The sequence below is a fragment of the Acidobacteriota bacterium genome (assembly GCA_030949985.1).
In the GTDB taxonomy this organism is placed as follows: Bacteria; Acidobacteriota; Polarisedimenticolia; order J045; family J045; genus JALTMS01.
Genome location: JAUZRX010000064.1, coordinates 41157 through 60798 on the forward strand (window position 1 = coordinate 41157; position 19642 = coordinate 60798).

Sequence of the window (19642 nt, forward strand, 5' to 3'; positions counted from 1 at the left end):
CCACAAGGCTGGATTTGGTTGATAATAAAGGAGATTATCGCGATTGGCAAGCCGCCCCTCCCATCAGGCAGAATGAACCGGTGCGAATGCGGCCCAGAAAGCGACGATTGCCCACCGGCCCCTGGCTGGTGGCCGCCGATGGAGACGGCAACGTCTTTGAAATCCCGGGGTTGCTGGCCCTGGGCCGCTCGGGCGGGTGCTGGATGCGCCCCCTGCCCCGCAAGTGGGCTCCCCTGCCCCAGGGCTCGCTGCTCTTTCGCCTGCCGGACCGACGGCCGGTGGGCTGGGATGCCACCGAGGGGCGTGCCGTGGTGCTCGACGAGTACGAGGGGCGCGAGGTCTTCGCGGCTTGCGCCTTTCTTCCGCCGGCCCATACCGCCCTCCACCTGGCCGCCTGGAAGAAAATGCCCCAGGCAGGGCCCCTGCCCCTTTACGCCTACTGCGCCCTCGGATTCCACAAGGACGGCTTCGTCGCTCCCGCCGTGCGCGTCGACCCGGACCGCCGGCAGGACCTGGTGGAGTTCGATGAGCAGGAGATCCGCGCGGGAGCGCGGGCGATGCTCGAGCGGCATCCGGACAACCGCCTCGCCGCCCACCTGGTGGAAAACTGCGCGCTGGACTACTGCTGCCCCGCGGCTCGCAACTGGGTGCTCGGGCGCTGGGAAGCCCCCCTGCCCACCAGCCCGGCCTGCAACGCCGACTGCGTGGGCTGCCTCTCTTTCCAGCCGGGCAAGCAGGTGCCCGTGACCCAGCCCCGCCTGCGCCTGGTACCCGAGGTGCGGGAAATCGTCGAACTGGCCGTCGAGCACCTGGAATCCGCCCCCCGGGCGGTGGTCTCGTTCGGACAGGGGTGCGAGGGCGAGCCCCTGCTCCAGGCCGACCGGATCGAGGCCGCGATCCGGGAAATTCGGCGCCATACCCAGCGGGGCACGATTCACCTCAACTCCAACGCCTCGCGTCCCGAAGCCGTCGAACGCCTGGTCGCGGCGGGACTCGACAGCCTTCGGATCAGTCTCAACTCCTGCCGGGAGGACCTCTACGAGCGCTACTACCACCCCCGGGGCTACGGCCTGGACGCGCTGGTACGCTCAGCCCGCGCCGTCAGCCGTGCGGGAGGCCTGGTCAGCCTGAACTACTTCATCTTTCCCGGCGTGACCGATACCGACGAGGAGTTCGACGCCCTGGTCGACTTCATCCGTGACACCGGGGCCCGAGTGCTCCAGTGCCGCAACCTGAACATCGATCCGGACCTCTACCTCGAGGCCCTCGGCATGGAGCCTCGCAAGGCCCCGGGCTTCGGCATCGACCGCTGGATGGACAGGGTACGCCAGGCCTTTCCCCACCTCTGTTTCGCCTATTTCAACCCGCCCCGGGAGGAGTGGCCGGCACCGTCCCCCCAGCCCGGGCGGTGATATCATCGGGAGGTCGGGCGGCCCATCGGGCTGGCCCACCCGCGGCCGTCCACCAGGGTGGGAGCGCGACGACGAACAGGGAGGTCAGTGATGCTTCCTGTCGAGCGTATTTTGTGCCCGACCGACTTCAGTGATCCCGCCCGCCATGCCCTCGACACCGCTGCGGAACTCGCCCGCCACTTTCAGGCCCAGCTCCTGGTCCTGACGGTGATCGATCCGCTGCCGGCGATGCACGCGCCGGTGGAAGGGGCCGCCTTCGACCTGGCCGCTTTCGAGAAGGATCGGGAGGCGGCGGCCCGGCGGCGCCTGTCCGAGCTGGTGGAGACCGGCCTCGGCGAGGGCCTCGCGGCCCGGCCCCTGGTCACCCACGGCTGCGTCTACGCCCAGATCGTGGCCGCCGCCGAGGAGCACGACGCCGATCTGATCGTCATCGCCACCCACGGCTGGACCGGGTGGCGACGCCTGCTGTTCGGCAGCGTGGCCGAGAAGGTCGTCCGTACGGCCCACCGCCCGGTGCTGATCGTCCACCAGCCCGAACAGGAGCGGGCCGGGGCCGCCTGAAGGCGCGGGCTGCCGGGCTGGTGCCGGAGGAGGGACTCGAACCCTCAAGGGCGCGGGGCCCGGCGGATTTTGAATCCGCTGCGTCTGCCAGTTCCGCCACTCCGGCAACCCCTGGCCGGTGAACAAGTTGAGCCGCTGCCCGCGCCCCGGTCCCCGAGACGCTGACGGCGTCGGGGCGGCGGCTGGAACTTCCGCCATCCCCCAAAACCGTGCGGCGTGTCGGTCCGCGACAAAGGCAGCGCCTCTCGCTCGCCACGACCAGCCGGCTGCCCGCCCGCTTTCCGGACGGTAGCCGGCGAGACTCTACCATCCCAGGCGATTCGTGTCCCGCGCCGAGAGTGCGCCCGGCGCCTTTCCATCGGGCGACCGCCGAAGTTTCTCCGGGCTGTATCCCCCTTGAACACCGGGGGGGTGCCGCGCCGCGTCACCCCCCCGGGGGGTAAAAGCGCTCGAGACCCTTGGCGGGCGCCTGGAGTGTTCGAAATCCGACCCCACGAAACGAATCCGTCAACGGCGCCTTCCGCTCTGTCAGAGGCTTCCGGTTCACTTTCCGCCACCTCACACCGCCGCCGCTCGCCCTCGCCCGCTCGCTGAACGGCACGACTCTTGCTTCTGAATGTCTGCCGGCTGCACCCGGAGCCGGCGCGCCAGGGAGCCGATGGTCAGTTCCACGGGCGCGACCCATATTGGCAGCGGGGATCAATGGAAGGGTGAGGTGCATCTATGAGCCGCCAGCCGGTGCCGAGCACGACTCCCAGCCGACTGCCGCCATCAGAGAGGGGATTCTCCCTCGTTGAAATGCTGGCCGTTCTCGCCATCGTCGGCCTGACGGCGGCGATCGGCGTTTACACCATCGACCTGGCCGGCTGGAGAGCCTCTTCGGCCGCCTCGGACGTGGCCCGCCGGATCGAGTTGGCCCGTTCCCGGGCCGTCTTCGAGCAGAACGACTATCGGGTGATCTTCGACACCGCCTCCAACTCCTACCGGGTTCACGACGACGAGAACTCCAACGGCAGCATCGACGCCGACATCTCGGAAAGCGTGACGACCTATCACCTGTCCACCCAGGGGGCGGGAACGGTCTTCGGCTATCCCGCGGGCACGAAAGGCATCGACGGCGCGGACATCACCGCGGCGATCTCCTTTTCCGGATCCGCTCCCGTACTGACCTTCGATCCCCTGGGGTCCGCCAATGCGGGGGTGATCTACCTGATCCCCACCGCCGATCTCGACCGCGCCGACCCCGCCAACATGCGGGCGATCAGCATCAACCAGGCAACGGGCCGGGTCCGCCGCTGGCGCTACGACCCGACGATATCCAACCCCGGACCATGGAGGCTCGAACAATGAGCAGCCACAGGATGCCCCTTCCCCGCGACGAGTCCGGCCTTTCCCTGGCCGAAACCATCGTCGCCATCGGCGTGTTCGCCATCGCGCTGCTGGGACTGAATACGCTCCTGATCAGCACGATCAGGACCTCCGAAATGGCCCGGGATCACGCGACGGCGCGGTTCCTCGCCGCGCACCGCCTCGAGCAGATCAAGAGCGCGCGCTACCAGGACGGAAACCGCGACGCATGGAACGACACTTCCGACCCCTGCACCGACATCGACGAAGTGACCTACACCAATTTTCCGGACGAAGACTACGGGGAGGTCGACCTGCTCAATGGCACGCAGTTCAACTTTCGTTCCTGTGCGGGCACTCCCGACATCAAGAACGGGGCCGTACTCTTCGGCCGCAGCGACTATCCCAGCGACGCGCAGGGTGATCACGATTACTGGGTCAATCACGGACAGTACGATCGCTTCCGGCGTGAGGTCTACATCATCGACAGTGCGGACTACGAGGACGTCATCCGCAACGTGACGCTCCAGGGCCTGAATCCTGATGCGCGGGACAGCGTGAGCGTCGAGACGACCACACCCTCCGAGACCGAGCCGGCGACGAACTTCGTCAAGTACGTGCTTGTACGCGTGAAGTGGAAGGACAGCCATGGACAGCCTCACGAGGTCACTCTCACCACTGAAAAAGCGTTCTACATCCCGGCCTTCTAGTCGGGCCAAGGAGGCGACCGTGGAAACGCTGCAGGGACACAAGCGCCCCCCCGCCGAGAGCGGTTTCTCCCTCGCCGAGGTCACGGTTGCGCTCGGCATCACGACCATTCTCTTCCTTGCCGCCCTGTCGATGCTGACCATGGACCACAGGCTGTACAACCGGGACGACGCGGTCCTCGAGGCGGCACGGGAAGGACGCTACGCCATCGACAAGCTGGAACGCGACATGTTGATGCTCGGCTACCAGGTGGATGTGCGCACGGTGGCGGATCCGGGCCCTGACGGCACGGAAAACACCGACGACGACCTCGTCGGCCAGCCGTCCATCGTCTACGCAGCCCCCTACGAGCTGGTCTTCAACGCCGATATCGACCCCACCATCGACGCGATCCAGGACGGAAAGACCGGAGACAGCGTGCCCTCGGGCTACGCCCCCGTGACCTTCCACACGGGAGCCGAAACGATCCGCTACACCCTGGATTCCAACGGCGACGGTGATGTCGACGCCAGCGACCAGGGTGACGACGCCGACGAGGCGGTGATCGACAACGACGGCCTCTTTCTGCTGCAACGCGAGACCTACGGCTACAACGGCACCGACAATCAGAACCCCGCGGGCCCCGTGGCCCTCGTCCGCGGTCCGGTGGCCTACCCCAACGGTGCGCGGGCGATCCCTCTCTTCCTCTACTGGGGTCACTTCGACTCCGACCCGGCCGAAGACCTGTGGGGCGACGACGGCAGTGGAGGCGGGACCGCCGGCAACGGTATCCTCGAGCCGGGAGAACTGGCCGCCCTCGGCCCCGTCACCGACGAAGATGCCGACAACGATGCGGTTCTCGACACCGGCGAGGACCGGAACGGCAACGGGACTCTCGACCGTCGCATCTCGGACATCATCACGCGGGTCGAGATCCACGTCACCTGCGAGACTTCTTACCCGGACATGACCTACGAGGACCCCAGGCGTTCCTCGAGCACCGAGCCCTTTCGTTACCGCTCGGTGACAATGAACACCGAGATCAAGCCGCGGAACACCGATCTTCCGGGAGGCGCCTGCGGCGACGAGCCGGAGAAGACCAGTTCGCCGAGCATCGTCAACGCCTGTTCCGACCCCCTGGCCGACGGCAAGGTCACCTTGAGCTGGAGCCTGTCGGCGGACGACGGCAATTTCGAGGATGATATCGAGAAGTACCTGATCTGGCGTACCGACGTGAACTCCGTGTTCGGACCGACGGCCTTCGACGAGGTCCTCGACGGCACGTCTTCCTGGGAAGACGACTGGATCGAGATGCGCACCTGGCCTCCCCGCCAGTACTGGTACCGAGTCCGCGCGATGGACTGCACTCCCCAGCTCAGCCGCCTCGACCCGGTCGTCGGTCCCTACCCTTCGGCCACCGGGCCGTCATATCCGACGTCCTTCTCGGTATCCGATATCGCCGGTGACGACGGCACGACCCTGAGGGTCGACTGGCATGCTTCTCCGGACGATCCCGCCAACACCACAGGCTACGGCCAAGACGTCGCCAATTACCATGTCTATCGCTCGACCCAACCCGACTACCGCTGTGTCCCGCCCGTCAACAAAACCGCCATCGCCGCCGACGGGTCGACCCTGTACAGCTACCTGGACGACGCCACCAACTCGGATTCGGCCCCGGACTACGGCAAACTGTACTACTACTGGCTCCGCGCCGAGGACGACAGCGGAGTGCTCTCTCCCTACAGCCCCCGCGCCTGTGCGCGGTCCTACAAGGGCCCGAGTCTGCCGCTCTTCCCGCAGATACGCGTTGCCGTCCATGGCAGCAACGACCATCCGGTCGAGGCATGGTGCCTGCCCAATCCCGACAACGAAGCTGCCGGCTACGACCCCTACCTGATCCAATACAAGCTCTATACCTCGAGCGACCTCAACTCCGACGGCACTCTCGACAGCCTGGTGGACATTCCCGTCGGTTATACCGAAACGAACAACCTCGATCAAACCAAGTATTTCGACGGTATCTACTGGATCCTCGGTGACGCCACGAACAACACTCTGCTTCACGGAATCACGGCCGGTAACGCGCCCCGCGACATGGGACAGCCCGGCAACAATCTGCTGGATGTCGACTTCATCAATCGCCTCGACGGCCTGGCCGTTGGTGACGCCGGCGAGATTCTCCAAACCAGCGACGGTGGTATCAACTGGACCGATGTTTCCGGCAGCGTGACATCCTCCGACCTCAAGGCGGTCGACCAGATGGACGAGCAAGTCGCAGTCGCCGTGGGCCTGGGCGGAACCATCGTTCGCAGTGCCGACGGCGGTGCGAGCTGGGCACTGATTTCATCCCCGGTGTCCAACGACCTGCGCGGCGTCAGCGGCTGGGACGGCTTCTTCGTCGCCGTCGGCGACGCGGGAACCGTGCTGACATCCTCCGATGGAGGAGTGACTTTCACGGAGAACCTCACCTACCCCGGTACGGACACTGTTTTCGACGTCTGCGCGACATCCACGGCCGGCGGTGGCACCTTGATATATGCCGCTACCCAAGACGCCATCTACGTTTCGGCGGACGGGGGTGGAACCTGGTCCCTGAAAGACTTTACCGGTGAAGGGCGAATCACCTCTATCGCTTGCGTGGAGACCGGATCCGCGATTGCGGCTTCCAGCGACACGGGCGCCGTGCTCCTGACGACCGACGAAGGCACGACATGGAGCTACCAGGGCGCCTCCGCCACAGAACCTGTCGACGTGGAAATGGTCACCTCGCGGCTGGTCTGGGTCGCCGATCGAACAGGAGAACTGCACTACCGGGATCATACGGGAACCTGGCAGACCCTCAACCTTCCGCCGGGCGTCGTTCCCATCAACCTTGCCGCACGCGACGAAATCGTCTTCGAGTTGAACAACACCGCGGATTGGCCCAGCGGAACGCCCTATTTCGGGGTAATCACGGCCGCCTACAACCAGGGCTCCACCCTGGACGGCGAGGCCGGGATGATTCCCGATCAGCCTTCCAGCATCGAGTCGCCCGACGACTCGGATCCCCAGATCCGGGTCGATTCCTGCAACAGCTTCGAGCTTTCGGTCATCCAGCCGTGAGGAAGGAGCAGACGATGATCACCCATGTCAACGAAAAGGGATCGGCGCTGGTCGTCGTGCTCTTCGTCATCTCGGGCCTGACGCTGATCGGCTTGGCGATGCTCGGCTCGGCGACCTTGTCGCTCAAGTCGGCTTCCGTCGGGGCCGACGACGCCGAACTCTTCTACATCGCCGAAGCCGGTCTCGAGCGGATGATCGGCGACGTGACATGTTCGCTGGTCGGCCAGCCGGACCTGGACCATATCTTCGACAACTATGTCATGCTTCACATGACCCATGGACGCTCGCGGGGTGCTGACGGAGAGGCCGGAACCTCGGACGACTCGGGGCGCGATTACGTGAACGTGCAGCACGGCCGCGGCACCTTTACCATCGACATCCTCTGCTACCCCTCGACCATCGCCGAGGCGCGGAACCTGGAATTCGTCGATATGAACATTCGTTCAACCGCCACCATCGGCGACCAGACGAAGACCGTATCCAGCGTGATCCGGCTCAAGCTGATTCCCTCGCGGGTCTTCGACAACGCCTATTTCATGAACAACTTCGGTTGGATGAGCGGCTGGTCCTGCGGCTCGCTCTACATGCACGGCAACCTGCGCGCCAACGGCGACATCAAGCTCTACAACTCCTGCGTGCGCGGCCGTGGCACTCCCTACTACGAGAAGATCGTGGTCAACGACCTGATCGGTCGTATCCACGACGGTGGCCTGATCGCGGGCGGCAGAATTCTCGGAGCCGACGACGTCCAAGGCGACTACGCCGATTCGGCCAATCAGCATGAATACCAGGACGTGATCCCGATGCCGAACCTCTCCGACCTTTCGATCTACGTCAAGGCCGCGCGGGAGTGGAACGGTGGAACACCCGGAGACGACGGCATCTGGGGTACGCCGGACGATACCGGCGGCTCGACGCTGCAGGTCTGGGACCGGGCCCTCGGACGTTACCGCACCTATCGTGGCTGCATCGGGTGCAACCTGGGGCCGGATGGCCTGTGGGGTACAGCCGACGACTTCTACGGCCGGGACGGCCTGCCCAACACCGACGACGACGAGTCCCCCTTCATGGTACTCGACGGACGCACCCAGCCGATCATCATCGACGGGCCGGTGGTCATCGGCTCCCCCGGTGCCGACGGCATCTGGAACACCGACGACGAGTGGGATGCCACCGGTCTGCGGCCGATGACCGGCGCGGTGATCATCGTCGGCCGCGTTTCCGGTCAGGGCAGCATCTACACTCCGGGCAACATCTACCTGCCCGATCAGCTCGTCTACGACAATCCGACGCGGCCTCATCTGCCGGGTGACGGCACGCCTCCGGGCACCGGATACGGCAATAGCGTCAGCACCAACTACGCTTCGATGGCGGAAGAAGACATCGAGGGCTGGCGACAGCTCACCACAGCCACCAGCCCGGCGGGGACCTACCAGGTTCGGGACGCCGACATGCTCGGCCTCTTCGCCCGGGAGAACATCATCATCGGCCGTTTCACCAATGGGGCTTACTGGGGGTCTGTGGATGGATGGCTGGCTGATCCGGACAACGAATCCAAAGAAGATCTCGGGCTGGACAATTTGCCCAATACCGGTGACACGAACGAGGGTAACGGCACATGGGATGTCCGGACCTACGCTTCCAACGGGGCCAATCAGTGTGGATCGGGCCTGATCCCGGCGGGCTACAGCCCGGGCGACGTGATTCCCGGCTCCGGCGAGGACCTGGACGGGGACGGGCGCTACGACGCGACCATCGTCCGCGGTTCGCTCAACGCCCAGGGTATACCGTCTTCGGGATCGTCGAGCTTTGCCTTCCCCGAAGACATCAACGACCGCCTCGACTCCAGCGCCAGCGACCCCAACACGGCCACGCCGATCGACACCGACGGCGACGGGCTGATCTGGCGGGGTAGCCCCTTCTGGACCGACAGCGCCACCAACCACAGCTGGGCCGAGATCGCGCCGTACCTGCCGCAGACCGACTCGGTGCACGCCGTGCTCTACACCAACCACGCCATCGCCGGCGTGCAGATTCGGGGGCCCTCGGGTTTCCACGAATACTTCGGCGCCTTCGTCGCCCGGGTCGAGGCCACCGTCGGCTCGGCGATCTCTGTCTTCAGCCACGACCCGCGCCTGCTGGGAGGCGCCAAGGACTTCGGGCTGTACCTGCCCCGCGAAAAGGCGATCGAGGTGCGGGCCTGGAAGGAGGAGATCGTCGAGTGAAACCGGTCTCCCTGCTCAGCCTCGGGGCCCCGCCCCTCGCCGCCATCGCCGCGGCCATGGCGGCACCATGGCTGACGGGTGCCGCCGCCACGACAGCCCTGGCCGCGGCGGCGGCCGTCTGCCTGGCTGCAGCGGCCCACGCGCTCGGGCGGCAGGATGGCTCCTCCCCCGCCCTGCGGGTGCTCGCCGGCGGCCTGGCCGCGCTGGCTTTCGCCGGTGCCGCAGGCATCCTTTTCGAAGCGCCCCTCCGCCTGCTGATCACCTTCGTCCTGCTCGGCGCCGCCGCCTGCAGCGTGGGGGCGACCCTCGTCAGCCGGGCCTGGCAACGACGGGAAGTCGAACTCGCCCGCCTGCGCTCTCAGCTCGTTCGCCGCGAGGGTGATGTGCGGGCCCAGGCCGACCGCATTCGACGGCTCGACCTGATCGACCCCGTCACGGGGCTCCTCAACCACCGGGGGCTGCTCAGGGCCATCGAGGTAGCCACCGCCGAAAGCGCGAGCCGCCATGAGCCGTTGGCCCTGATCGTGATGGAACTACCCGACGACCTGCCCCGCCCCGGCGAACCCACGGCGGGGGGCCAGCGCCTCCGCCTGGGACGGGCGCTGGGTAGCGCCGTCCGCGGGTCGGACGCCCTGGGCCGATGGAGTGATCGCCGCCTGGCGCTGGTGCTCTCCTGCTGCCATAACCCACGCCCCGCAACCGAGCGCCTGCAGCACGCGCTCGAGACCGTCGGTCTCTCCCGGCAGACGACCCCGCTCGCAGGGGTCACCATCGGGCCCAACGGCCCCTGGCCCGCGGCTCCCGATTTGCTGGCCGCCGCGGAGGCTGCCCTCGATGCCTCCCGCCAGGCGCCGGAAAACGCGGAGACCGCCCTCTGGCCGGTGGAACTGGGCCTCAGCGCCCGCGCCGAAAGCCCCGCCCCCGTCCATTGACCCCACGCCGTGGACCGAAACATGCCCTTCCCGGCCTCTCCCGCGACGCGGACGGGAAACGCTGGAGCGCGCAGTGGCGGGATCGGGCGATCCGGCCCCGATCCCTGCCCCCTCGAAAAGCGCGAACGGAGTCCATGCGCGGTCGACGCTCGAGCGTGGAATCCGAAGCCCGCAGCGCCCCCATGCGGACAGACATTGCGGACACCGCCCGCCCTTCCGGGAGAGGCCGGCTTTTCAGCGCCCGGGGCGGGAAGGAGCTTCTTCGCGCCAGGGCGGAAAAGCCGAGGGCGCCCCGCGGGGCGCCCATCGCGTCAAGCTTCTACCGGCCGCGAAAGACTCAGGCCTGGAAGCTGTGCCCACAGCCGCAAGAGCTCGAGGCGTTGGGGTTCTGCACGGTGAACCCGGAGCCACTGAGACTCTCGACGTAGTCCACCGTGGCGCCGCGGAGGTAGTTCATGGACAGGGGATCGACAGCCACTTTGACACCGTGGACCTCGCCGCGGAAGTCGTTCTCCTGCGGCTCATCGAAAACGAAAGCATAGCGAAAACCGGCGCAGCCGCCGCCCTCGACGAAGACCCGGAAGGCCTTGCCCGAGAACTCTTCGTTACCGTTCGCATAAGTCCGGATCTTCCCGGCTGCGACCTCCGTCAACTGAACAGGGAATTCGTTGGTCGTCGCACTCATCGGATCGTCTCCTCGGTCGTGCCGGTTGCGGGGAGAAGCACCCCGCCCCGCACGGCTGACAATGACAAGTCTTACAGGACTAGCTTAGTCGCTTTTCCGCCTCGGATCAAACCGGGCCGCCCGCGAGCGCACTGCGGCTCCATGGCCATCTTCCGGTATCATGCCCCCACGAGGCCCCCAAGGCGGAGCGGAAATGTACAGCAGGCGCGTGGTGATCACAGGCATGGGTGGAGTTTCCTCCATCGGCACCGGCCTACCGGCCATCACCGAGGCCCTCAAGCAGGGACGCTCGGGCATCGGACACGTGGCGGACTGGGCCGAACGCGGCATCGCCTCCCGGGTCGGCGGGCTTCCCGAAGCCGAACCCGACTCCCCCATCACCACCCGCAAGACCGCCAAGACGTCGAGTTCCTGTGGCCTGATGGCCATGCGGGCGTCCACCGAGGCCCTCGATCAGGCGGCCCTGCCCCTCGAGGAAGTCCAGGGAAGCGACCTGCCGGTGCTGATCGGGTCGGGCACCGGCTCGTCGATCGAGAACTACCGCATCGCGGCGACGGTGGAAAAGCACCACTCCACCCGGCGGGTCAGCCCCTTCGGCGTACCCCGGGTGATGGGCTCGACCGCATCGGCCAACGTCTCGGTGGCCCTGGGCGTCCGTGGCGAGAGCTGGTCGGTCTCCTCGGCCTGCTCCACCGGCGCCCATGCGCTGGGCCTGGCCGCGATGATGATCCGCTGGGGCCGCTACGATCGCATCCTCGCCGGCGCCGCCGACGAGATCGACTGGTCCCGGGCCGGCGCCTTCGATGCCATGCGTGCGCTCTCGCGGGGCTACAACGACCGTCCGGAACAGGCGTCCCGGCCTTTCGATCGAGACCGGGACGGCTTCGTCATCAGCGGAGGAGCCGGCGTGCTGGTCCTCGAAAGCCTCGACTCGGCCCTCGGTCGCGGCGCGCCGATCCAGGCCGAGATCCTCGGCTTCGGCGCCAATTCCGACGGCCGGGACATGGTCGCCCCGGATCCCGCGGGAGCTGCCGGCGTCATGCGCCTGGCTCTCGACGAAGCGGGAGTCGCCCCCGGAGACGTGGACTACGTCAACGCCCATGGCACATCCACGCCCCAAGGCGACCCCTCCGAGGCCCGAGCCATGGAGCAGGTCTTCGGTGACAGGCAACCCTGGATCTCGTCCACCAAGTCCATCACGGGACACGCGATCGGCGCCGCCGGCGCGCTGGAAGCGATCTACTCGGTGATCATGCTCCAGGAGGGCTTCATCGCGCCGAGCCGCAACGTGGAAAACATCGACGAGAGCTGCGCCCACCTCAATCTGGTCACCGAGATCAACACGCTGGCCCCGCGCCTGGCCCTTTCCAACAGCTTCGGGTTCGGCGGGACCAACGCCTGCCTGGTTCTCCGACGCTGGGAGGACGGCTGCGCCTGATGCGCTCGGCTGACGTAGATCCGCAAACCCGGGCGGCGGCACCGAAGCCTTGGCGTCGGCGACTGGAAGCCTGCGCCATCAGCCTCGTCGGGGGAGTGCTGTGGTACCTGTCCGCACGCTGGACAGCGGCGGGTCCCCTGCTCGCCCTGGCCATGGTGCTGCTGGTCACCCCCGCGGCCGTGGAACGCTGGCGGGCCCCCTTGTGGGGCTACCTGCCCGGCCAGCTGCTTTACGCCGTCGTCGGCCATCTTCCGGCCTACCGCTACGGCCTGGTGGGCCTGATCGTCTTTCCCCTGGCCATCACCTGGAGCTATGCCACTCAGGCCGTGGCCACCGGGATCCTGCGCCGCACCACCCGCCTGCCGGCCTGGGTGACCGTTCCCCTCGGGCTGGGCGCCGGCGAGTGGCTTCGCCCCTGGCTGAATCCCGGCAACTTCAACATGTACCAGATCGGTTCTTTTCTCTTCGACTGGCCGATCTGGATCCAGTCGGCCGAACTGATCGGCGCACCGGCTCTCTCGGTTCTCGCGGCCCTTCCGTTCGCGGTAGGAGTCGAGGCCGTCCGCGCCGCCACGGGCACTTCGACCTGGCGTTCGGTGCGACGCGGCGCCGGACTGGCCCTGACGATCCTGGTACTGCTGGGATGTTATGGGGCCGTGCGCATCGGCCAGGTGTCCGGCGAGCCGGGCCCGCGACTGGCGGTGATCCAGCCCAGTCTGGATCACGGCCGCGACCTGACCGCAGGCGTCGTCATCGCGCAGCAGCAGTTGACCGCCCAGTGGGTCGAACCCGGCGAGGTGGACATGGTGGTCTGGCCGGAGAACGCCATCCTCTCCGCCTACGACGTCCAGGCGGAGTACCACGGCGCCGTGGAATGGACGGCGGCGTCCCGACAGGCTCCGCTGCTCTTCGGCGCCCAGGGCATGGACCCGGTCGAACACCGTCGGCCGACCAACACGGCCTACCTGGTCGCCCCCGACGGGGCCCTCCTCGGACGCTACGACAAGGTGGTCCTCTTTCCGTTCACCGAACGCCGCGTCTTCCCCGCTCTCGAGCGGGTCTGGCCCTGGATGTCGAAGCAGATCATCCGCCTGACCCTCGCGACCTGGCGCGACGCGCCCAACGGATGGGCGGCTCCCGCGCCGATTCCCATGAGCGCGGAGGTGGGCGGCCGAACCTGGACGTTCTGGACGCCGATCTGCTACGAAACCTGCTACACCGATCCCGCCCGTGCGGCCCGCCGACGGGGGGCGCGGTTCTTCGTCAACCTCACTTCCGAAGGGTGGCTCGGCTGGGGACCGACCCACAACATGCTCGCCGTCAGTGTCCTGCGCGCGGTGGAGAACCGGGTCGGTGTCGTGCGCGGAGCCAACGCGGGGATTTCGGCGTTCATCCTGCCCTCGGGTCGTATCGATACTTACCTCCGGGGCCACAAGACGGGACGCCTGCTGCTGGAACCGGGCGTGGCCATACGAAGGGTCACGGCCGGTCCCCCTGAGCCGACCGTCTATGCCAGAATCGGTTTCTGGATCGACCAGCTCTGGATGATACTGGCGGTGGTCGCGGTCGCCCTCTCCCTCTGGCGACGGCGGCGAGAGCGGCGCCGGAAACGCCCCATGCGACTCGACCCGGAGGGGATGTGAACTCTCAGCCGCTGGAAGCCGACCCCGCCCTCACCCCGGGGCCGCCCTCCGCCGAGCCGCCCGACAGCTACGTGCGGCGGGTGACCCGTTCGTCGGGCACGAGCTTCTACTACGCCTTTCTCACCCTGCCGCGCCCCCGTCGCGAAGCGATCTTCGCCGTCTACGCCTTCTGCAAGGCAGTGGACTCCGCCGTGGACGAAGCGCCGGACATCGACAGCGCCCGGCGGGAACTCGACCACTGGCGCGGGCAACTGGAGGCCGCCTTCACGGGCCGGGCCAAAGACCCCATCGCCATCGAGGTCGGTCGGGTCTCCCGGGCCTTCACGCTGCCGCGAGCCCTGTTCGAAGCCGTGATCGCCGGTGTCGCCCTCGACCTCGAGCCACTGCGCTTCGACACATGGGAACGGCTCGGCAGCTACTGCGACCTGGTGGCCGGGGCGGTGGGCCAACTCTGTGTCCGTATCTTCGGTTGCGGCGATCCCTGGGCGGACGACTACGCGATCAAGCTCGGCCGAGCCCTGCAACTGACCAACATCCTGCGAGACCTGGGCCCCGACGCCCGCCGGGGCCGCTTCTACCTTCCCCTCGAGGACCTGCGCCGTTTCGATGTGGACGAGGCCGCTGTCATCGGCACAGCGGCCAACGACCAGCAGCGCCGGGGCCTGTTGCGCTTCGAGGCCGAGCGGGCCCGGCGCTACTTCGACGCCGCCCGGCAGGCGGGCCGGCGAGGCGGGCGGGATTTCTGCGCCGCCGAGGTGATGGGGGCGGTCTACCGGCGCCTGCTCGACCGCATCGTAGCGGCGGACTTCCCGACCTCCGGACCGGTGGTCCATGTTCCCCGCAGAGAGAAGCTGGCGCTGGCCGCCGCCACCTGGCTGCGGGTACGCCTGGCCCGCCGGCAAACCAGCCCCGATTGATCGAAGCGCCCCGGGTTTGATATGGTCTGCCCACTTGGGCCTGCATCGCAGCCACCGCACTGGATTTCAAGGAGTCGACCGATGGCGCTCTGTCCGGAATGCGGGGGGAGGCTAGGACCTTGGACCATGGCTCGCCCTACCCCGGGGCGACCGATCATCTGCCGCTGGTGCCGTTCGCACCTGGGTCTGGCTCGTTGGGCCCGCTGGCTGCGAGACGGCCTGCTGGCCGTCGGCGGCGCTTTCCTGGTCACCCGCCAGGTGGCGCTCTACCTGGACACGGGTGACCCGGTGGAACTCTTCTATCTCCTCGTGGCGGCGATTCCGCTCGTCGCCCTCGCAACCCTGGTGGAGTTTGCCGCTCCCCTGCGGACACGGGTACCGCGGGACTACCGCAAGTGGGAAACCGACCCCCAACCCGCGGCCCGGGTGCTACCCGCCGAGGAACGCTGATCGATGCACCTGCCGGGCCGGGATGGCCCCTCGCGAGAGGTGGGCACGATCTATGGCCTGGGCCGTAACTTTGCGGCCCATGCCGCGGAGATGCGCGCGACCACCGAACCGGTCGTCTTCATCATGCCGCGCTCGGCCCTGCTTCCCGGCGGGGGCCGGGTGCGGCTTCCCGAGGGCTCGACGGAACTGCACCACGAGGTGGAACTGGTGCTCGCCCTGGGCCGGGGAGGCGCCAACCTGGGGCCCGAGGCGGCCGACGCGGCGATCGAGAGCCTGGCTCTCGGCCTCGACCTGACAGCCCGGGACCTGCAGGCCGAAGCCAAGAAGAAGGGCGCGCCCTGGGCCCGCAGCAAGGGGTTCGCCGGCGCCGCCCCCATCAGCCCGCTCCAGGACGCGACGGCCTTCCGGGGACGCTGGGGTGAAATCGACCTGCGCTGCACCGTCGAGGGCACCCTGCGCCAACAGGCCACCTGCGCCGAGATGATCCACGATCCTCCCGCCGTGGTGGCCCTGCTCTCGCGCTGGTTCCTGCTGGAACCGGGCGACCTGATCTTCACCGGCACTCCCGCCGGCGTCGGTCCCATCCGACCGGGGCAACGGGCCACCGCCGTCTCCCGTGCCCTGGGCGAGGAGCTGAGGGTCGAAGTCACCTGAAGGCTCTTTTCGCACGCTCCCGCCATGACAGGCTGCGCCCTCTCCGCTACCATCAGCACCCACCCCGCCGGCGCCCCGACCGGGCGCCGGCGGCCATGCGGAAGGGTGGCCGAGTGGACGAAGGCGGCGGTCTCGAAAACCGCTGTGCAGGCAACTGTACCGTGGGTTCGAATCCCACCCCTTCCGCCAAATCGCGATGCTCCCTGCTGCCTCCCCAGGGCAGGCACCCCGGAGAGGCGGTGCTGAGCCCCCCGCGTCAGCTTGTTCGGAAAGTTTCGTCGTTTTATGCTAAAGACCGGGATGGGCCGCGCCGGGCGACGGGATGCCCGGGGCAGGTCCGGCATCGGGTCCCGGCGGGCCGCCGGGAGCAGAGCGTGAGTCGTACCCCCAACGACACGGAGCCGACAGAGGGCGCGGGCGGCGAGAGCACCATTTTCGACCTGCTCACGGCCTACCACCGCAGCCTCGAGAACATGGCGGCCTGGCTCGACGAGGCCGGCTTCGAGGAGGTGGAACGCATGGGGATCGTCGATGCCTGGCAGGCGGAGATGACCGAGTGGTTTCGCTCCAAGGGGTACTGCTTTGCCTGCAACCGACGCCTGGAACTCTGCCACTGCGACGAGGGAGAGTCGCCTTAGCGAGCCCCTCCCCGCGGCGGGGCGATGGCACGACTGGCAGTGCTGGGTGGCGAGCGGGGCGACCAGCGCCCGTGGCGCCGCCGGCTCGAGGAGGCCGGCCACCAGCTGGAATCGGCCGCCAGCGTCGAGCTCCTGGCCCGCCGCTGGCCGGACACGGCCTACGACCTGCTGCTGCTCGATGGCCCCCACCCCCTGCTCACCCTGCACCGCCTCCAGCGACGGCTCTCGACGCTGGCCGTGCCCTGGTCCCGGCTTCCCGTGCTGCACCTTGGCGAGGCGTCGGAGATCGCCCAAGGGGATTTCCTCCTCTGCCACACCGGGCCTCCCGAGCCCTCGACCGTCTTCGCCGCCGTCGAAGTGCTGCTCCGCCTGGCCGCCTGCCTGGGCCATCCGGCCCGCCTCCCGGAGGTCGGGAGGCGTCGGCCGGGAGCGCTCGAACATGCCGCCCGGCACCTTCGCCGGCAACTGCTGGCCACCGTCGAGCAACGGGACGCCGGCATGCCCGGGCACGCTCAGCGGGTCGCAACACTGGCCTCCGCCCTCGGCCGGCGGCTGGGATTCGATTCCGAGAGCCTGACTCGAATCACCGAGGCCGCCCTGTGGCACGACATCGGCAAGCTGGCTCTTGGACCGGGCCTTTTGACCCACACCCGGCGACTGGACCGGGAAGAGCGCAGGCGCGTGCGGCGCCATGCGCCCTGGGGCCATGCGCTGGTCGCGGCCTTGACCGGAGACCTGCGCCTGGCCCGGGTGGTCGCCCAGCATCACGAACGCCGGGACGGCGGCGGCTACCTCGGGCTGGCCGGCCGGCAGATCCTCCCCGAAGCGCGGGTGATCGCCATCGCCGAGGTTTGGGACTCCCTGACTTCCCCCCAGCTCTATCGGCCCGCCCTGGCACCGGCCCGGGCCTTCGAGGAGATTCGCCGGGAGACCTGGGGCGAAGAACTGGCCGCCCTCGAGGAGGAGGTCGCCCGCCCCGGGCGACTCACGCACCAGGGCTGAGGCTGACGGACTGGCGCGCGGGCTGGGCGGGAGGCAAGAAGACCTGGAAGGTGGTCCCCTTCCCTTCCTCGCTGACGAAAGTCAGGATGCCACCGGCCTCTTCGACCATCATGCGACAGATCGACAACCCGAGACCCGAGCCGCCCGAGCGGGTCGTGAAATGGAAATCAAAGATCTTGTCCTGCACTTCCCGGGGAATGCCGGCACCCGTGTCCTCCACCTCGAAGGCCACCCGCTCGGCTCCCACGCGGGCCCGCAGAACGAGCCGGCCTCCGTCGGGCATGGCCTGCAAGGCGTTGAGCGCAAGGTTGAGCAGCACCTGCCGCAACCGTGCCGACGACAGGGCCACCCGGCAATCCTCGCCGAAGAGCTCGGTGACCAGTTCCACCCCCTGGTGCCGGGCTTCCACCCGCAACAAGCGCCCCACCGAATCGAGCACCTGCACCACAGGCGCCCGCGCCTCGCCCCGTTCTTCGGGGGCCGTGAGCTGCAACCATTCGGAGAGGATTTCCCGCAGGCGCGAGATTTCCTCGCGGACCACGTCCACCCGCTCACCGAGGCGCGATTCACCGGCCGGATCGGCCCGCACCACCTTGCGGCGCAACTGTTCGAGATGAACCGTGATCGCTCCCAGGGGGTTCTTCACCTCGTGGGCCACGCTGCCGGTCAGGCGCACGATGGTCTGCAGGCGGGAGGCTTCCCGCAGGTTACGCTCGAGACTCTCGATGGAGGCCCGGTCCTTGAGCACCAGCATCAGCCCGGCTGTCCGATCACCGTCCCGCAGCACATAGGACGTGACCTGCACCGCAACCGGGCCGACCCAGGGAATACGCAATTGCAGCGGGTGCTCGCGCACCGCCCGCCCCCGGGTGAGGCCCGCGTCCAGCAGCTCTTTGAGGGAGAGGTTGCGCTCGACCACCGCAGCCACGCGCGCCAGACGGTCCTCGCCCTCCCCCCGACCGAGCTGGAACATCTCTTCGATTTGACGGTTGGCGATCACCGGTCGACCGTCGGGATCGACCAGGATCACCCCTTCCCGGAGCGCGTCGGAGAGCGAAGCCACCAGCAGGTCGTCCCGCCGCACCGACTCGCTGAGAGACTCGAGACGTTCCTCGATCATCGACAGGGCCTTGGCTCCGGCGCCCCGGGCGGGGGGCAGGCGCAGACCGCGAGCCATCGCCTCCAGCCGCCGCTGCAACGAGAAGACCCGGTTGGTGGCCCAGATGCCGAAGCCCAGACCCAGGATCGCCACCAGCCCCGCCAGGGCCGGCCCCCACAACCGCGGCTGATCGGGAACCACGAGGGTCGGGGGTTGGGGTGGGCGACCCACCACCCCGCCCACGTAGCGCAGGCGCACCACCCCGATGGGTTCACCCCGGGAGTTGGGCACCGCCAGGGAGAGTTCCACCACCGAACGCCCATCGCCTCGCTCACCGTCGATGCGGCGCACCTGGGGCTCGACGATAGCCCGATCGAGACGGGCGATTTCTTCCGGGTCCGTGAAGGTGCGATCGACCACCATCGGATCGGAAGCGGCGACGATGCGATGGTGCCGATCGACGATCAGCACGGACTCGAGCGGCCCTACCGGCGAGTCGTGCCAGGCGGGTTCCCGGTCCTTGCCGTAGACGAATTGCCACATCCGGCGCTGGAGGTGACGGAAGGCGGGGGTGCCTTCGGCCAATCCCTCGAGGCTCTCCACGTTCCACAGGAAAGGCGCGGCGATCTGCCGGGCGTGCTCCTGGACCACCTGCAGGTACCACTCGTCGATGGCGCGGGTGAACGCGTCGTTCTGGCGCTCGAGATCCTGCTGAACGCGGGCCGCCATCTGCCGCGCATCGAGCAGGCTGAGGTAGACCACTCCCGCGAATACCGCGCCGAGCAAGACGAGAACGGTCGCCAGGGACAGACCCAGCGTAAAGCGCTGTGCGCGGGGCAAGACCCAC

At 67.9% G+C, this 19642-nt stretch carries 16 protein-coding genes and 2 tRNA genes; 15 read left to right on the forward strand and 3 right to left on the reverse strand.

Annotated elements, in window-relative coordinates; all coding sequences use genetic code 11:
• The first annotated feature begins 86 nt into the window (after positions 1-86).
• Both Q9Q40_13325 and Q9Q40_13330 read left to right on the forward strand, forming a co-directional pair.
• Complete coding sequence (locus Q9Q40_13325; protein MDQ7008202.1) at positions 87-1412, forward strand: radical SAM protein; 1326 nt, start codon at positions 87-89, stop codon at positions 1410-1412.
• A 90-nt stretch (positions 1413-1502) separates the two neighbouring features.
• A complete protein-coding gene (locus Q9Q40_13330) occupies positions 1503-1973 on the forward strand; it encodes a universal stress protein (protein ID MDQ7008203.1) in 471 nt (156 codons plus the stop codon).
• A gap of 18 nt (positions 1974-1991) precedes the next feature.
• On the opposite strand, the gene Q9Q40_13335 is transcribed toward Q9Q40_13330, so the two are convergent.
• A tRNA-Leu gene (locus tag Q9Q40_13335) sits at positions 1992-2079 on the reverse strand.
• 617 nt (positions 2080-2696) lie between these two features.
• Here Q9Q40_13335 and Q9Q40_13340 point away from each other — a divergent pair.
• Genes Q9Q40_13340 through Q9Q40_13360 form a run of 5 tightly spaced genes read left to right on the forward strand, consistent with a single transcriptional unit; the run spans position 2697 to position 10269 of the window.
• A complete protein-coding gene (locus Q9Q40_13340; protein MDQ7008204.1) occupies positions 2697-3323 on the forward strand; it encodes a GspH/FimT family pseudopilin in 627 nt (208 codons plus the stop codon).
• Entirely contained in the window at positions 3320-4030 is a 711-nt protein-coding gene (locus tag Q9Q40_13345; GenBank protein MDQ7008205.1) for a hypothetical protein, read from the forward strand. Before Q9Q40_13340 ends, Q9Q40_13345 begins: the two co-directional genes overlap by 4 nt.
• A 19-nt stretch (positions 4031-4049) precedes the next feature.
• A complete protein-coding gene (locus Q9Q40_13350) occupies positions 4050-7112 on the forward strand; it encodes a YCF48-related protein (GenBank protein MDQ7008206.1) in 3063 nt (1020 codons plus the stop codon).
• 14 nt (positions 7113-7126) lie between these two features.
• The gene (locus Q9Q40_13355) at positions 7127-9337 is read left to right on the forward strand and encodes a pilus assembly PilX N-terminal domain-containing protein (protein ID MDQ7008207.1); all 2211 of its coding nucleotides are present in this window, start codon (positions 7127-7129) and stop codon (positions 9335-9337) included.
• Entirely contained in the window at positions 9334-10269 is a 936-nt protein-coding gene (locus tag Q9Q40_13360) for a diguanylate cyclase (protein MDQ7008208.1), read from the forward strand. Before Q9Q40_13355 ends, Q9Q40_13360 begins: the two co-directional genes overlap by 4 nt.
• Positions 10270-10606: 337 nt before the next feature.
• On the opposite strand, the gene erpA is transcribed toward Q9Q40_13360, so the two are convergent.
• The gene (gene erpA, locus Q9Q40_13365) at positions 10607-10954 is read right to left on the reverse strand and encodes an iron-sulfur cluster insertion protein ErpA (GenBank protein MDQ7008209.1); all 348 of its coding nucleotides are present in this window, start codon (positions 10952-10954) and stop codon (positions 10607-10609) included.
• A gap of 193 nt (positions 10955-11147) precedes the next feature.
• Between erpA and Q9Q40_13370 the strand changes: the two genes are divergently transcribed.
• The 8 genes from Q9Q40_13370 to Q9Q40_13405 all read left to right on the forward strand — a co-directional run bounded on the left by Q9Q40_13370 (position 11148) and on the right by Q9Q40_13405 (position 17696).
• Entirely contained in the window at positions 11148-12392 is a 1245-nt protein-coding gene (locus Q9Q40_13370) for a beta-ketoacyl-[acyl-carrier-protein] synthase family protein (protein MDQ7008210.1), read from the forward strand.
• A complete protein-coding gene (gene lnt, locus Q9Q40_13375; protein MDQ7008211.1) occupies positions 12392-14035 on the forward strand; it encodes an apolipoprotein N-acyltransferase in 1644 nt (547 codons plus the stop codon). Before Q9Q40_13370 ends, lnt begins: the two co-directional genes overlap by 1 nt.
• Positions 14032-14952: a squalene/phytoene synthase family protein gene (locus Q9Q40_13380; GenBank protein MDQ7008212.1), complete on the forward strand. Its 921-nt coding sequence runs from the start codon at positions 14032-14034 to the stop codon at positions 14950-14952. Before lnt ends, Q9Q40_13380 begins: the two co-directional genes overlap by 4 nt.
• A gap of 126 nt (positions 14953-15078) precedes the next feature.
• On the forward strand, positions 15079-15402 hold the full coding sequence (locus Q9Q40_13385) for a hypothetical protein (protein ID MDQ7008213.1): 324 nt from the start codon (positions 15079-15081) through the stop codon (positions 15400-15402).
• Positions 15403-15405: 3 nt separating this feature from the next.
• Positions 15406-16056 carry a fumarylacetoacetate hydrolase family protein gene (locus tag Q9Q40_13390; GenBank protein ID MDQ7008214.1) on the forward strand — a complete coding sequence of 217 codons (651 nt, stop codon included), beginning with the start codon at positions 15406-15408 and terminating at the stop codon, positions 16054-16056.
• A gap of 99 nt (positions 16057-16155) precedes the next feature.
• Positions 16156-16245: transfer RNA gene (locus Q9Q40_13395), tRNA-Ser, on the forward strand.
• A gap of 185 nt (positions 16246-16430) precedes the next feature.
• Positions 16431-16694, forward strand: a complete 264-nt coding sequence (locus Q9Q40_13400) for a hypothetical protein (GenBank protein ID MDQ7008215.1) — start codon at positions 16431-16433, stop codon at positions 16692-16694.
• Positions 16695-16718: 24 nt separating this feature from the next.
• On the forward strand, positions 16719-17696 hold the full coding sequence (locus Q9Q40_13405; protein ID MDQ7008216.1) for an HD domain-containing protein: 978 nt from the start codon (positions 16719-16721) through the stop codon (positions 17694-17696).
• Here the strand turns inward: Q9Q40_13405 and Q9Q40_13410 are convergent.
• A complete protein-coding gene (locus tag Q9Q40_13410; GenBank protein MDQ7008217.1) occupies positions 17680-19635 on the reverse strand; it encodes an ATP-binding protein in 1956 nt (651 codons plus the stop codon). The two genes, Q9Q40_13405 and Q9Q40_13410, sit on opposite strands and share 17 nt — an antisense overlap.
• Between the last annotated feature and the right edge of the window lie 7 nt (positions 19636-19642).

Bases quoted from the DNA above. Each gene is read 5' to 3' on its own strand.
- Q9Q40_13325 (MDQ7008202.1), top strand. From the start codon at position 87: ATGCGGCCCAGAAAGCGACGATTGCCCACCGGCCCCTGGCTGGTGGCC.
- Q9Q40_13330 (MDQ7008203.1), top strand. From the start codon at position 1,503: ATGCTTCCTGTCGAGCGTATTTTGTGCCCGACCGACTTCAGTGATCCC.
- Q9Q40_13340 (MDQ7008204.1), top strand. From the start codon at position 2,697: ATGAGCCGCCAGCCGGTGCCGAGCACGACTCCCAGCCGACTGCCGCCA.
- Q9Q40_13345 (MDQ7008205.1), top strand. From the start codon at position 3,320: ATGAGCAGCCACAGGATGCCCCTTCCCCGCGACGAGTCCGGCCTTTCC.
- Q9Q40_13355 (MDQ7008207.1), top strand. From the start codon at position 7,127: ATGATCACCCATGTCAACGAAAAGGGATCGGCGCTGGTCGTCGTGCTC.
- erpA (MDQ7008209.1), bottom strand. From the start codon at position 10,954: ATGAGTGCGACGACCAACGAATTCCCTGTTCAGTTGACGGAGGTCGCA.
- Q9Q40_13370 (MDQ7008210.1), top strand. From the start codon at position 11,148: ATGTACAGCAGGCGCGTGGTGATCACAGGCATGGGTGGAGTTTCCTCC.
- lnt (MDQ7008211.1), top strand. From the start codon at position 12,392: ATGCGCTCGGCTGACGTAGATCCGCAAACCCGGGCGGCGGCACCGAAG.
- Q9Q40_13385 (MDQ7008213.1), top strand. From the start codon at position 15,079: ATGGCTCGCCCTACCCCGGGGCGACCGATCATCTGCCGCTGGTGCCGT.
- Q9Q40_13390 (MDQ7008214.1), top strand. From the start codon at position 15,406: ATGCACCTGCCGGGCCGGGATGGCCCCTCGCGAGAGGTGGGCACGATC.
- Q9Q40_13405 (MDQ7008216.1), top strand. From the start codon at position 16,719: ATGGCACGACTGGCAGTGCTGGGTGGCGAGCGGGGCGACCAGCGCCCG.